The 13,830-nt window shown below is 60.9% G+C and carries 11 protein-coding genes; 2 read left to right on the top strand and 9 right to left on the bottom strand.

The annotated features are described in order from the left end of the window. Nucleotides 1–38: 38 nt before the first annotated feature. The 9 genes from bamA to rpsB all read right to left on the bottom strand — a co-directional run bounded on the left by bamA (nucleotide 39) and on the right by rpsB (nucleotide 9,960). A complete protein-coding gene (bamA, locus tag BLP99_RS09670; RefSeq protein ID WP_072387948.1) occupies nucleotides 39–2,414 on the bottom strand; it encodes an outer membrane protein assembly factor BamA in 2,376 nt (791 codons plus the stop codon). A gap of 74 nt (nucleotides 2,415–2,488) precedes the next feature. Further along, on the bottom strand, nucleotides 2,489–3,841 hold the full coding sequence (gene rseP, locus BLP99_RS09665; RefSeq protein ID WP_072430846.1) for a sigma E protease regulator RseP: 1,353 nt from the start codon (nucleotides 3,839–3,841) through the stop codon (nucleotides 2,489–2,491). Between the two features lie 52 nt (nucleotides 3,842–3,893). Continuing rightward, entirely contained in the window at nucleotides 3,894–5,084 is a 1,191-nt protein-coding gene (ispC, locus tag BLP99_RS09660) for a 1-deoxy-D-xylulose-5-phosphate reductoisomerase (RefSeq protein WP_072387953.1), read from the bottom strand. Then, complete coding sequence (locus tag BLP99_RS09655) at nucleotides 5,081–5,887, bottom strand: phosphatidate cytidylyltransferase (RefSeq protein WP_072387955.1); 807 nt, start codon at nucleotides 5,885–5,887, stop codon at nucleotides 5,081–5,083. Before BLP99_RS09655 ends, ispC begins: the two co-directional genes overlap by 4 nt. Further along, on the bottom strand, nucleotides 5,887–6,642 hold the full coding sequence (gene uppS / locus BLP99_RS09650; protein WP_072387957.1) for a polyprenyl diphosphate synthase: 756 nt from the start codon (nucleotides 6,640–6,642) through the stop codon (nucleotides 5,887–5,889). Before uppS ends, BLP99_RS09655 begins: the two co-directional genes overlap by 1 nt. 13 nt (nucleotides 6,643–6,655) lie before the next feature. Beyond that, on the bottom strand, nucleotides 6,656–7,213 hold the full coding sequence (gene frr, locus BLP99_RS09645) for a ribosome recycling factor (RefSeq protein WP_072387959.1): 558 nt from the start codon (nucleotides 7,211–7,213) through the stop codon (nucleotides 6,656–6,658). After that, on the bottom strand, nucleotides 7,210–7,953 hold the full coding sequence (gene pyrH, locus BLP99_RS09640; RefSeq protein WP_003198235.1) for a UMP kinase: 744 nt from the start codon (nucleotides 7,951–7,953) through the stop codon (nucleotides 7,210–7,212). Before pyrH ends, frr begins: the two co-directional genes overlap by 4 nt. A gap of 208 nt (nucleotides 7,954–8,161) precedes the next feature. Next, nucleotides 8,162–9,028, bottom strand: a complete 867-nt coding sequence (gene tsf / locus BLP99_RS09635; RefSeq protein ID WP_072387961.1) for a translation elongation factor Ts — start codon at nucleotides 9,026–9,028, stop codon at nucleotides 8,162–8,164. A gap of 194 nt (nucleotides 9,029–9,222) precedes the next feature. Beyond that, nucleotides 9,223–9,960: a 30S ribosomal protein S2 gene (gene rpsB, locus BLP99_RS09630; protein ID WP_003198231.1), complete on the bottom strand. Its 738-nt coding sequence runs from the start codon at nucleotides 9,958–9,960 to the stop codon at nucleotides 9,223–9,225. 346 nt (nucleotides 9,961–10,306) lie between these two features. Here rpsB and map point away from each other — a divergent pair, with 346 nt between their 5' ends. Both map and BLP99_RS09620 read left to right on the top strand, forming a co-directional pair. Then, complete coding sequence (gene map / locus BLP99_RS09625; RefSeq protein ID WP_053152730.1) at nucleotides 10,307–11,089, top strand: type I methionyl aminopeptidase; 783 nt, start codon at nucleotides 10,307–10,309, stop codon at nucleotides 11,087–11,089. Between the two features lie 37 nt (nucleotides 11,090–11,126). Continuing rightward, nucleotides 11,127–13,829 (top strand): [protein-PII] uridylyltransferase, encoded by a 2,703-nt coding sequence (locus BLP99_RS09620; protein ID WP_072387963.1) that lies wholly within the window; start codon nucleotides 11,127–11,129, stop codon nucleotides 13,827–13,829. The last annotated feature ends 1 nt before the right edge of the window (nucleotide 13,830 follow it).

The following is a 13,830-nucleotide window of genomic DNA, read 5'->3' as shown; positions in this document are numbered from 1 at the left end:
TCCTACAAAATCCATTGTCGTTATCTTGGGGCAGACGCTTAGAACGTCTGGCCGAGGGAGAATTGGAACACTTGGGTTTCAGCGTCATCCGGTTTCTTGATCGGCATCGCCAGGGCGAAGCTCAAAGGACCGAGCGCGGTGACCCAGGTCACACCCACACCAACGGAGCTGGCCATGTTGCTCAGGCTGATGTCGTTGCACTGAGTGTTGGACCTGGTGCCGTTGGCGTTGGTAGTGTCGCTGCACTTGGAGTCGAATACGTTACCCACGTCCCAGAATACCGAGGTACGCAGGGAGCGCTGATCCTTGACGAACGGCATCGGGAAGAGGACTTCCAGACCACCCTGGATAAGGACGTTGCCACCGAACGGCAGCGGATCCTGATCCGGGTCTCTGATGGTGCCCGGATTGTTACCCCGGCTCGGCGTACTGCGTGGACCCAGGGTGCTGTCCTTGAAGCCACGCACCGAGTTGAAACCACCGGCGTAGTAGTTCTCGTAGAACGGCAGGCCGTCAGTGGAACCGTAGCCGTCACCATAGCCCAGCTCGGTGTGCAGGCGCATGGTGTAGTTATCGGACAATGGCTGGAACAACTGGCCCCGGTAGTCGAGTTTGAAGAACGACAGGTCGCTGCCAGGGGTGGTGGTTTCGAACACCAGGCTCTGGGAATGACCGCGGGTCGCCAGCACACCTTTGTTCAGGGTCGACTCGGACCAGCCGGCGGACGCCTTGAAGTTCAGGTAGCTGTCGCCTTCCTTGTTAACGAAGTCGAAGATCTCGTCGACGGTGTAGCGACCGGTGTTGATCTTGTCCTGCTGGGCGGTGAGGCCGAAGGTCAGGCGCGAGGTCTCGCTGATCGGGTAGCCGATGTTGGCGCCCACACCGTAGCTGTCCACCGCATAGCTGGAGATGTCCGAGTCCAGCTCGTCGTAGTCGGTGGTGCGATAGAAGGCGTTGTAGCCCAGGCTCACCCCGTCGGCGGTCCAGTAGGGGTCCACGAAGCCGAAGTTGTAGCGGGTCTGGTATTCGCTGCGGGTCAGGCCGACGCTGACCCTGTTACCGGTACCCAGGAAGTTGTTCTGGGTGATCGAACCACCCAGGATCAGGCCCGCGCTCTGGGCGAAACCGACGCTGGCGGTGATGGAGCCGGACGCCTGCTCCTCGACGCTGTAGTTCACATCGACCTGGTCATCGACGCCCGGTACCGCCGGGGTCTCGACGTTGACTTCCTTGAAGAAGCCCAGGCGTTCCAGGCGGGTCTTGGACTGGTCGATCAGGTAGGTCGAAGCCCAGCCACCTTCCATCTGGCGCATTTCACGACGCAGTACCTCGTCCTCGGACTTGGTGTTGCCGCGGAAGTTGATGCGGTTGACATAGGCACGCTTGCCCGGGTCAACGGCGAAGGTGATATCGACGGTATGGTCTTCGTCGTGAGGCTGCGGCACGCCGTTGACGTTGGCGAAGGTATAACCTTCGTTACCCAGGCGGCGGGTGATCAGCTCGGACGTGGTGGTCATCAGCTTGCGCGAGAACACCTGGCCCTTCTGCACCAGCAACAGCGACTTGACCTGGTCTTCCGGCACCTTCAGGTCACCACTGAGCTTGACGTCGCGAACGGTGTATTTATCGCCCTCGTTGACGTTGACAGTGATGTAGACGTGTTTCTTGTCCGGCGTGATAGACACCTGGGTCGAGGCGATGTCCATGTTGATGTAGCCCCGGTCCAGGTAATAGGAACGCAGGCGCTCCAGGTCACCGGACAGTTTTTCACGGGCGTACTTGTCGTCGTTCTTGAAGAACGACAGCCAGTTGGTGGTCTTGAGTTCGAACAGGTCGATCAGGTCTTCATCGGGGAAAACCGTATTGCCCACCACGTTGATGTGCTGGATGGCCGCCACGGTGCCTTCGTTGATGTTGACCTTCAGGCCGACACGGTTACGTGGCTGAGGAACCACTTCGGTGTCGACGGTGGCCGAGTAGCGGCCCTGGGCCACGTACTGGCGCTGCAGTTCGTTACGCACGCCTTCGAGGGTCGCGCGCTGGAAGATCTCGCCTTCGGCCAGACCGGATTGCTTGAGACCTTTCATCAGGTCTTCGGTGGAGATCGCCTTGTTGCCTTCGATCTCGATGCTGGCGACCGACGGCCGCTCGACAACCGTAATGACCAGGACATTGCCATCACGGCCCAGCTGGATATCTTGAAAGAAGCCGGTCTTGAACAGCGCACGAGTGGACTCCACCAGGCGCCGATCATCCGCCTGCTCGCCGACGTTCAACGGCAAGGCACCAAAGACGCTACCCGCGGAGACCCGCTGGAGGCCGTTGACGCGAATATCAGAGATAGTGAAGGACTCGGCGTGAACTTCGGCGATCATCAACACGGTAATAACCGCGGTTAGCAGCAGACGTTTCATGAAGTCCTTTCTTATTCCAACTGGCAATAAACAAACTGCCGCAAAATGCGGCAGATTCGCAATTCAGCGAAGCGTTACAGACGACCCAGATCGTTGACCAGGGCAAGCAACATCACCCCGACCACCAAGCTGATCCCGATCTGTATCCCCCAACCTTGAACCCGATCCGACAAGGGACGACCACGCGCCCACTCGATCAGATAGAACAGCAGATGCCCCCCATCCAGCACCGGGATAGGCAGCAAATTCAGAACCCCCAGGCTAATGCTCAGATAAGCAAGGAAATTCAGGAAATCAGCAACGCCCGACTGGGCAGAAGCGCCCGCCACTTTAGCAATGGTTATCGGTCCACTCAAGTTTTTTACCGAGAGCTCGCCGAACAACATTTTCTTGAGCGAATCGAGGGTCAGGACGCTCATGGTCCACGTACGACGCGCACCCTCGCCAATCGCAGCGACAGGACCGAAGCTGACCTCGCGAATCATCTCTGGCGGCCAGTCGACAGCCTTGACGCCAGCGCCCAGGTAGCCGTTCGGCGCCTTGCTCTCGCCCCGCGCGCCCAAGGTGACAGGGACGTCAATTGGAGCACCATCACGCTCGATGCGCAGCACAATCTTGGTATCAGGACGTACACGAACCGCATCCACCACCTGCTGCCAGTCACCGACCGGCTGCCCATCGAGGGCCAGCAGGCGATCACCGGTCTTCAGGCCCGCGGCCTGGGCCGGGCCCTTCGGATCGAGCTCGGCCAATATCGGCGGCAGCGCCGGACGCCAGGGGCGAATACCCAGGGAGCGGATCGGATCCGGCTCATCGGCGCCCTTGAGCCAGTTGTCCAGCACCAGTTCCCGAGGCGAATCCGTGGTCGAGCCCTCGTCGCGCACCATCAACTGCAACGAGCCACTTTCGCCCAGGCGACGCACCAACTGCAGGTTGACGGCGGCCCAGCCGGAAGTGGGCTCTCCATCGATCGCCACGATCTCCTGGCCAGGGCTCAGCCCGGCCCGTGCGGCCACGCTACCGGCCTCTACGCCACCGATGACCGGCCGCACCTGCTCGCTGCCCAGCATGGCCAGCGCCCAGAAAAACACCAGGGCCAACAGGAAGTTGGCGACGGGCCCCGCCGCCACGATGGCGATGCGCTGACGAACGGTCTTGCGATTGAAGGACTGATGCAGCTGATCGGCGGGCACTTCACCTTCGCGCTCGTCCAGCATCTTCACGTAGCCGCCCAGAGGGATAGCCGCCACGACGAACTCGGTGCCGCTCTTGTCATGCCAGCGCAGCAAGGGCATGCCGAAGCCGACGGAAAAACGCAGCACCTTGACGCCACAGCGACGCGCGACCCAGAAATGACCGAATTCGTGAAAAGTGACCAGCACACCCAGTGCAACCAGGGTGCCGACAATCATATAGAGCGCGCTCATCTGCTTTCTCCGCAATCCAGTCCAGGGCAACCCTGGCTAACGTATCGCAACCTCAACGCCCGTGACGCCTCAGCCATTGGCTCGCCAGCTCACGAGCCCTGGCATCGGCAGTGAATACCGCGTCCAGATCATCGAGGCAAACCACAGCCTCCAGGTTCAAGACTTCCTCGATGATACTCGCGATCTCGAGGTAACGGACACGTCCATCGAGAAACGCCGCCACTGCCACTTCATTGGCCGCATTGAGCATGGCCGGCGCGCTGTTGCCTGCCTCGCCAGCCTGGCGAGCCAGGCGCAGGCACGGGAAACGCTGCTCATCGGGCGCCTGGAAGTCCAGGCGAGCGATGGCGAACAGGTCCAGGGGGGCCACGCCGGAGTCGATCCGCTCCGGCCAGGCCAGTGCATTGGCGATAGGGGTGCGCATGTCCGGGTTGCCCAGCTGGGCCAGCACCGAACCGTCCACGTAGTCCACCAGGGAATGGATCACGCTCTGGGGATGGATCACCACCTCGACCTGGGAAGGCTTGGCATCGAACAGCCAGCAGGCCTCGATCAGCTCCAGGCCCTTGTTCATCATGCTGGCCGAATCCACGGAAATCTTGCGCCCCATGGACCAGTTCGGATGAGCGCACGCCTGTTCAGGCGAAACATGTTCCAGCTCGGCCAGGGGAGTCTGGCGGAACGGACCGCCGGAAGCCGTCAGCAGAATCCTCCGAACCCCCACCGCACCCAGGCCTCGGGAAAAGTCCCGGGGCATGCACTGAAAAATCGCGTTGTGTTCGCTGTCGATCGGCAGCAGCACCGAGCCGCTCTGGCCCACCGCCTGCATGAACAGCGCCCCGGACATGACCAGGGCCTCCTTGTTGGCCAGCAGGATCTTCTTGCCCGCCTTCACCGCCGCCAGCGTCGGACGCAAGCCCGCCGCACCGACGATCGCCGCCATCACCGCATCGACTTCGGGATCGGAGGCCACCTCGCACAGGCCCTCCTCCCCTACCAGCACGCGGGTCTGCAAGCCTGCCGCGCGCAGGTCGTCCTGCAGCGCCCGCGCCACACTGGCTTGCGGCACCACGGCGAACCGCGGGACGTGACGCAAGCACAACGCCAGCAGCTCGTTCAGGCGCGTGAAGCCACTGAGGGCGAAGACCTGGTAACGCTCTGGATGCCGGGCAATGACGTCCAGGGTGCTGAGGCCAATGGAACCGGTGGCGCCCAGTACAGTGATCTGCTGAGGACGACTCACGGTGCAGCCATCCACAACAGCACGGCGAAGATCGGGATCGCGGCAGTCAGGCTGTCAATGCGATCCAGTACGCCGCCATGGCCCGGCAACAGGTTGCTGCTGTCCTTGATCCCGGATTGACGCTTGAACATGCTTTCAGTCAGGTCGCCGACCACCGAGACAAATACGATGAGCGCGGCACCGAACAGGCCGATCAGCAGTTGCCCGGCAGTCCACTCGCGTGTGACACCGACCACTGTCGTGATCACCAGGCTCAAGGCCAGCCCACCATAGACACCTTCCCAACTCTTGCCTGGACTGACCTTTGGCGCCAGCTTGCGTTTGCCAAAGGCCCGACCGGAAAAGTAGGCACCGACGTCGGCCCCCCATACCAGCACCATCACAGCCATGATCTGCCAATTGCCCAACGGTCCCTGCTTGATCCAGATCAGGCCTTGCCAGGCCGGCAACAGGATCAACAGGCCGATGGTCAGCTTGGTCGCTGCGTTGGCCCAGTGATGGGTAGTCCGGGGGTAGGTCAAAACCAGGAACGCTGCCGTTGCCCACCACAGCACCGAAGCACCCAGCACCCAGGGTGCGATGCCCGGCACCACGTACATGACGAACAGCATGGCCGCCACGGCCGCCGCATAGGTCATGCGCGCCGACTGCGCGGCGAAACCCGCCAGCCGGGCCCACTCCCAGGCCCCCAGCGTCACGACCAGCCCGATGAACAGGGCAAAGCCGGCCCCCTCGAGCAGGAAGAAACCACCCAGGGCGATGGGCAACAGGATCAGGGCTGTGATGATTCGTTGTTTAAGCATTAAACCCGGGCTCCAGCTTCGATCTGCTCGCTCGTTTTACCGAAGCGACGCTGACGGGAAGCGAAATCGGCCAGTGCGACGCGCATGGCTTCGTGTTTGAAGTCCGGCCAGAAAAGGTCGGAGAAGTACAGCTCGGCATAAGCCAGCTGCCAGAGAAGGAAATTGCTGATGCGGTGCTCGCCGCCAGTGCGAATGCACAGGTCCGGCAATGGCAGGTCGCCCGTGGCCAGGCAGGCCTGCAACAGGTCGGGAGTGATGTCCTCCGGCCGCAAATGCCCGGCCTGGACCTCCCGCGCAAGGCGCTGGGCAGCCTGGGCGATGTCCCACTGGCCACCATAGTTGGCGGCGATCTGCAGGACAAACCGGTCGGCACCGGCCGTCGCGGCCTCGGCTTCGCGCATCGCCGCCTGCAGCTCCGGATGGAAGCGCGAACGATCACCGATGATGCGCAGGCTGATGCTGTTCTCGTTGAGGCGCTTGGCCTCGCGACGCAGGGCCTTGAGGAACAACTCCATCAAGGCGCTGACCTCGTCGGCCGGACGCTGCCAGTTTTCGCTGGAGAAAGCGAACAGGGTCAGCACCTCGACTCCCGCCTCGGCACACACCTCGATGACCGCACGAACCGCATCGACACCCGCCTTATGCCCGGCGACGCCGGGCATGAAGCGTTTCTTGGCCCAGCGATTGTTGCCGTCCATGATGATCGCCACATGGCGAGGCACCGCGAACGACACGGCCTGCTTGGTCTTTTCCATGAAAACGAGACCCTTATACGGCCATCAGGTCTTTTTCTTTCTGCGCCAAATCCGCGTCGATCTTAGCCACATACTTCTTGGTCAGGTCGTCGATCTCGCCGGCGGCGCGACGCTCTTCGTCTTCGCTGATTTCCTTTTCCTTGACCAGGTCCTTGAGCTGGCTGTTGGCATCACGACGGATGTTGCGCACGGCAACACGAGCGTCTTCAGCCACGTCACGAGCCTGCTTGGTGAAGCCCTTGCGGGTCTCTTCGGTCAGGGCCGGCATGGAGATCAGCAGCAACTCACCCAGGTTGGTCGGGTTCAGGTTCAGGCCGGCACTGCCAATGGCCTTGTCGACCGCCGCGAGCATGTTGCGCTCGAAAGCCACGACCTGCAGGGTACGGGCGTCCTTGACGGTGATGTTGGCCACTTGCTTGATCGGAGTGTCTGCACCGTAGTAAGGCACCATCACGCCCTCGAGAATGCTCGGGTGGGCCTGGCCGGTACGGATGCGGCCGAAGTTGTGCGCCAGAGACTCCACGGACTTCTGCATGCGCTGTTCGGCGTCTTTCTTGATTTCATTGATCATTGTTGAACTTCCTCGATCAGGGTTCCTTCGGCGCCGCCATGCACGATGTTCAGCAGGGCGCCGGGCTTGTTCATGTTAAAGACACGCAGCGGCATCTTGTGATCGCGACACAGGCAGATTGCCGTCAGGTCCATTACACCCAGCTTGCGATCCAGTACTTCATCGTAGGTCAGATGATCGAACTTCTCGGCATGCGGGTCCTTGAACGGGTCAGCGGTGTAGACGCCATCGACCTTGGTTGCCTTGAGCACGACATCGGCATCGATCTCGATCGCTCGCAGGCAGGCAGCCGAATCCGTGGTGAAGAACGGATTACCGGTGCCGGCGGCAAAGATCACCACTTCCTTGGAATTGAGGTGGCGCATGGCTTTGCGGCGGTCGTAGTGATCGGTCACGCCAACCATGGAAATGGCCGACATCACGATGGCCGAGATATTGGCACGCTCGAGCGCGTCGCGCATAGCCAGGGCGTTCATCACAGTGGCCAGCATGCCCATGTGGTCGCCCGTGACCCGATCCATGCCGGCCGCGCTCAGCGCCGCGCCGCGGAACAGGTTGCCGCCGCCGATGACCAGGCCGACCTGGACACCGATGCCGACCAACTGGCCAACTTCCAGGGCCATGCGATCCAGGACCTTCGGATCGATCCCGAACTCTTCCGAGCCCATCAGGGCCTCGCCGCTAAGCTTGAGTAGAATGCGTTTATAGCGAGCCTGATAACCACTGCCCTGCTGAGCCATTGCGAATCTCTCCTGCGGCGTATTTTCAAAAATTCTTCAAGCTGTTTACAGCCTGCGTTCACTCTAGCTTGACGCTGACACAGCGCCATCGGAACACGGCTTTGTGAGCCAGTTCCGACAGGAAACCAATAATAATCGGCCTCCGATCCAAAAAGAGGCTGCGCGCGTGAGCGGGCAGCCTCTTCTGGGCGACAGTTGTAAAACCGTCTTATTGCTTGCTGGCAGCAGCTACCTGAGCGGCAACTTCTTCTGCGAAGTTGTCGACCGGCTTCTCGATGCCTTCACCTACTTTGAAGTAGGTGAACGAAACGATTTCAGCACCGGCTTTCTTCGCCAGGTCGCCGACCTTGATTTCCGGGTTCTTGACGAAGGCCTGCTCAACCAGGCTGGCTTCGGCCAGGAACTTGGAGATACGGCCGCTGACCATTTTCTCTGCGATTTCAGCAGGCTTGCCTTTCAGCTTCTCTTCGTTCAGCTGCAGGAAAACACCCTTCTCGCGCTCGATCGCTTCAGCGGAAACGTCCGAAGGCAGCAGGAACTCAGGGTTGGTAGCAGCCACGTGCATGGCGATGTCTTTGGCCAGCTCGGTGTCGCCGCCCTTCAGGACAACCGCAACACCGATCTTGTTGCCGTGCAAGTAGGTACCGACCACATCACCTTCAACGCGAACCAGGCGACGGATGTTGACGTTTTCGCCGGTCTTGCCAACCAGGACCAGGCGCGCTTCTTCCTGGGCTTCGATCAGCGGAGCTGCGTCGGTCAGTTTGTCAGCGAAGGCTTTTTCGACGCTGGCAGCGACGAAGGCCTTGAAGTCATCCTGCAGAGCCAGGAAGTCGGTCTGGGAGTTGACTTCCAGCAGGACGGCAGCCTTGCCGTCGTCCTTGATGGCGATGGCGCCTTCAGCGGCGACGTTGCCGGCTTTCTTGGCAGCCTTGATGGCGCCCGAAGCACGCATGTCATCAATGGCTTTCTCGATGTCGCCGCCAGCCTTGGTCAAGGCTTTCTTGCAGTCCATCATGCCTTCGCCGGTACGCTCGCGCAGTTCTTTGACCAACGCTGCAGTAATCTCTGCCATTTCAAAATCCTCTTGGATAGGTTTTCAACCATTCCACCCGACCGAACGGGCGATCAATTCTTCCTGGAAAACCACTGCTTATAGGCCGCGGCAGGTTACAAACAAGTCACTGCGCCGGCGACAAATGGTTTTCGAGGTGGCAAAAAGGGGGCCAAGCCCCCTTTTTGCTTACTGAGTCAACGCCAGGGCGTCGATTACTCAGCGGCTGCTGCCGGAGCTTCTTCAGCGAAGACTTCGGTGCCGCCGTTAACATTGTTGCGACCACGGATAACAGCGTCAGCCATCGAACCCATGTACAGCTGGATGGCGCGAATGGCGTCATCGTTGCCTGGGATGATGTAGTCAACGCCTTCCGGGCTGCTGTTGGTATCGACAACGCCGATGACCGGGATACCCAGCTTGTTGGCTTCGGTGATCGCGATGCGCTCGTGGTCAACGTCGATCACGAACAGTGCGTCAGGCAGACCGCCCATGTCCTTGATACCGCCCAGGGAGCGGTCCAGCTTCTCAAGATCGCGAGTGCGCATCAGCGCTTCTTTCTTGGTCAGCTTGGCGAAAGTGCCGTCTTCGGACTGGACTTCGAGATCACGCAGACGCTTGATGGAAGCGCGAATGGTCTTGAAGTTGGTCAGCATGCCGCCCAACCAGCGGTGATCGACGTACGGCGAACCGCAACGTGCTGCTTCTTCAGCAACGATCTTGCCAGCGGAGCGCTTGGTGCCGACGAACAGAATCTTGTTTTTGCCCTGGGCCAGGCGCTCTACGAAGGTCAGTGCCTCGTTGAACATCGGCAGGGTTTTTTCAAGGTTGATGATGTGGATCTTGTTGCGCGCGCCGAAAATGTACTTGCCCATTTTCGGGTTCCAGTAACGGGTCTGGTGGCCGAAGTGCACACCGGCCTTCAGCATATCGCGCATGTTGACTTGGGACATGATAGTTCCTTGATAAGTCGGGTTTGGCCTCCACGTATCCCAATGACCAACCAGCGGCCTATATAAGCCGAAGGCACCCAGGTCATCGTGTCGACACGTGTGTGGATTTAAGCTCTCGGGGTCATCCCCGGAAAGCGGCGCATTTTATACCACAGCGAGGGCGAAAACGAAACCCGGATTCTTAAAACCTATTGTGGCAAGGGGATAACCCCCTCAGCACAGAGTTCCGGCCTGGAGAGCTCATTGTACTGATCGTCTGTTAGAATCGCGTTTTCGGGGCCGCAGGGAACCTCTTGCGCCGCCCATTTCGTTTCGAACAGCGCCACCAGGCGCAGAGAGAGCCTGTATGACCGTCACCCTCAAGACTCCCGAGGACATCGCAAAGATGCGTGTCGCCGGCAAGCTCGCCGCCGACGTGCTGGAAATGATCGCCGACTACGTCAAGCCGGGCGTGACCACCGAAGAGCTGGACCGGATCTGCCACGATTATATCGTCAACGAGCAGAAGGCCATTCCCGCACCGCTCAACTACAAGGGCTTTCCGAAGTCGATCTGCACTTCGATCAATCACGTGGTCTGCCACGGCATCCCCAACGAGAAGCCGCTGAAGGATGGCGACACCCTGAACATCGACGTCACCGTCATCAAGGATGGCTATCACGGCGATACCAGCCGCATGTTCCACGTCGGCAACGTGCCGGAGTGGGCCCAGCGCCTGTCGAAAGTGACCCAGGAATGCATGTACATGGCCATCGAGCTGGTGAAGCCGGGCTGCCGACTGGGTGACATCGGCGAGGTGATCCAGAAGCACGCGCAGAAGAACGGCTTCTCGGTGGTACGTGAATTCTGTGGCCACGGCATCGGCAAGGTCTTCCACGAAGAGCCACAGATCCTGCACTACGGCCGCGCCGGCACCGGCATGGAGCTCCAGGCGGGCATGACCTTCACCATCGAGCCGATGATCAACCAGGGTCGCGCCGAAACCAAGGTACTGGGCGACGGCTGGACCGCCATCACCAAGGACCGCAAGCTATCGGCCCAGTGGGAACACACCCTGCTGGTGACCGAGACCGGGTACGAAATATTTACCCTGCGCAGCGACGACACCATCCCTCGCGTTTCCGCCTGAACCGACCCCAGCTATAGATAGAAAGGAAAGCCATTCGATGCCGCAGGTGGATCCCGAACTCTTCGACCGCGGCCAGTTCCAGGCTGAACTGGCACTGAAGGCAAGCCCCATCCCGGCCTTCAAGAAGGCGATCCGCCAGGCCCACGAAGTGCTCGACCAGCGCTTTCGCAATGGCCGGGATATCCGTCGGCTGATCGAGGATCGCGCCTGGTTCGTCGATAACATCCTGCAAAGGGCCTGGGAGCAGTTCAGCTGGAACCCCGACACCCACATCGCCCTGGTGGCGGTGGGCGGTTACGGCCGGGGGGAGCTGCACCCCTACTCCGACATCGACTTGCTGATCCTGCTGGACGGCGACGATCACGAAGTCTTTCGCGACTCCATCGAACGCTTCCTGACGCTGCTGTGGGACATCGGCCTGGAAGTCGGCCAGAGCGTGCGGTCGGTACAGGAATGCGCCGATGAAGCCCGCGCCGACCTGACGGTGATCACCAACCTGATGGAAAGCCGCACCATCGCCGGCCCTGAGCGCTTGCGCCAGCGCATGCTTGACGTTACCAGCACGGCGCACATGTGGCCCAGCAAGGATTTTTTCCTGGCCAAGCATGCCGAGCAAAAGGCCCGTCACCACAAGTACAACGACACCGAGTACAACCTGGAACCCAACGTGAAGGGCTCCCCCGGCGGTTTGCGGGACATTCAGACGATCCTGTGGGTTGCCCGCCGCCAGTACGGCACCCTGAACCTGCGAGCCCTGGCCGGCGAAGGGTTCCTGGTCGAGAGCGAGAACGCCCTGCTGGCATCCTCCCAGGAGTTCCTGTGGAAGGTACGCTACGCCCTGCACATGCTCGCCGGGCGCGCCGAAGATCGCCTGCTGTTCGACCATCAGCGCTCCATCGCCGGCCTGCTGGGCTTCGAAGGGAGCGATGCCAAGCAGGCCATCGAAAACTTCATGCAGCAGTACTACCGGGTGGTGATGAGCATCGCGCAGCTCAGCGAGCTGATCATCCAGCATTTCGAGGAAGTCATCCTCGCGCCGGAAGACGCCGAGCCGCCCCAGCCCATCAACGCCCGCTTCCAGTTGCACGACGGTTACATCGAGGCACGCAACGACAACGTATTCCGGCGTACGCCCTTCGCCATGATCGAGATTTTCGTGCTCATGGCCCAGCAGCCGGAAATCAAGGGCGTGCGCGCCGACACCATTCGCCTGCTGCGGGAAAACCGCCACCTGATCGATGACGATTTCCGTCACGACATCCGCAACACCAGCCTGTTCATCGAGTTGTTCAAGTGCAAGATCGGCGTGCACCGCAACCTGCGACGCATGAACCGCTACGGGATCCTGGGGCGCTACCTGCCGGAGTTCGGCTTCATCGTCGGGCAGATGCAGCATGACCTGTTCCACATCTACACGGTCGATGCCCACACGCTGAACCTGATCAAGCACCTGCGCAAGCTGCAATACACCCAGGTATCGGAGAAATTCCCACTGGCCAGCAAGCTCATGGGCAAGCTGCCCAAGCCTGAGCTGATCTACATGGCCGGGCTGTACCACGACATCGGCAAGGGCCGCCAGGGCGACCATTCGGAAATCGGCGCAGTGGATGCCGAAGCGTTCTGCCAGCGCCATCAGTTGCCAGCATGGGACAGCCGGCTGATCGTCTGGCTGGTGCAGAACCACCTGGTGATGTCCACCACCGCCCAGCGCAAGGACCTGTCCGACCCGCAGGTGATCCATGACTTCGCCCAGGTCGTCGGCGACGAAACGCGGCTGGACTACCTCTACGTGCTCACCGTGGCCGACATCAACGCCACCAACCCGACCCTGTGGAATTCCTGGCGGGCCAGCCTGTTGCGCCAGCTCTACACCGAGACCAAGCGTGCCTTGCGTCGCGGCCTGGAAAACCCGGTGGATCGCGAAGAGCAGATCCGCCGCACTCAGAGTGCCGCCCTGGATATCCTGGTACGCGGCGGTACCGACCCGGACGATGTAGAACAGCTCTGGTCGCAGCTGGGCGATGACTACTTCCTGCGCCACACCGCCGGCGACGTGGCCTGGCACAGCGATGCAATCCTTCAGCAACCGGCCGATGGCGGGCCCCTGGTGCTGATCAAGGAAACCACGCAACGCGAGTTCGAAGGCGGTACGCAAATCTTCATCTACGCCCCGGACCAGCATGATTTCTTCGCCGTGACCGTGGCCGCGATGGACCAGCTCAACCTCAACATCCATGACGCACGGATCATCACCTCCAGCAGCCAGTTCACCCTCGACACCTACATCGTGCTCGACACCGACGGCGATTCGATTGGCGACAACCCGGCACGGGTCAAGCAGATTCGCGACGGGCTCACCGAGGCCCTGCGCAATCCGGCGGACTACCCCACCATCATCCAGCGCCGGGTGCCACGCCAGCTCAAGCATTTTGCCTTTGCGCCCCAGGTGACGATCCACAACGATGCCCAGCGCCAGATCACGGTGCTGGAACTCAGCGCCCCGGACCGTCCCGGCCTGCTGGCGCGGATCGGCCATATTTTCCTGGAATTCGACCTGTCGCTACAGAACGCCAAGATCGCCACCCTCGGCGAGCGGGTGGAAGACGTGTTCTTCATCACCGATGCCCACAACCAGCCGTTGTCCGATCCGCAACTGTGCAGCCGTCTGCAGGACGCGATCGTCCGGCACCTGAGCGTCAACCAGGAACCCGATGCTCACCCGACACGCATCAGCATCTGAA

Origin of the sequence: Pseudomonas sp. NFACC32-1, assembly GCF_900101215.1 — a bacterium.
Taxonomy (GTDB): Bacteria; Pseudomonadota; Gammaproteobacteria; order Pseudomonadales; family Pseudomonadaceae; genus Aquipseudomonas.
The sequence above is the reverse complement of the archived record's forward strand: the minus strand, read 5'-3'. Positions and strand labels throughout refer to the sequence as shown.

Bases quoted from the DNA above. Each gene is read 5' to 3' on its own strand.
- bamA (WP_072387948.1), bottom strand. From the start codon at position 2,414: ATGAAACGTCTGCTGCTAACCGCGGTTATTACCGTGTTGATGATCGCC.
- rseP (WP_072430846.1), bottom strand. From the start codon at position 3,841: ATGAGCGCGCTCTATATGATTGTCGGCACCCTGGTTGCACTGGGTGTG.
- BLP99_RS09655 (WP_072387955.1), bottom strand. From the start codon at position 5,887: ATGCTTAAACAACGAATCATCACAGCCCTGATCCTGTTGCCCATCGCC.
- uppS (WP_072387957.1), bottom strand. From the start codon at position 6,642: ATGGAAAAGACCAAGCAGGCCGTGTCGTTCGCGGTGCCTCGCCATGTG.
- frr (WP_072387959.1), bottom strand. From the start codon at position 7,213: ATGATCAATGAAATCAAGAAAGACGCCGAACAGCGCATGCAGAAGTCC.
- pyrH (WP_003198235.1), bottom strand. From the start codon at position 7,953: ATGGCTCAGCAGGGCAGTGGTTATCAGGCTCGCTATAAACGCATTCTA.
- tsf (WP_072387961.1), bottom strand. From the start codon at position 9,028: ATGGCAGAGATTACTGCAGCGTTGGTCAAAGAACTGCGCGAGCGTACC.
- rpsB (WP_003198231.1), bottom strand. From the start codon at position 9,960: ATGTCCCAAGTCAACATGCGCGATATGCTGAAGGCCGGTGTGCACTTC.
- map (WP_053152730.1), top strand. From the start codon at position 10,307: ATGACCGTCACCCTCAAGACTCCCGAGGACATCGCAAAGATGCGTGTC.
- BLP99_RS09620 (WP_072387963.1), top strand. From the start codon at position 11,127: ATGCCGCAGGTGGATCCCGAACTCTTCGACCGCGGCCAGTTCCAGGCT.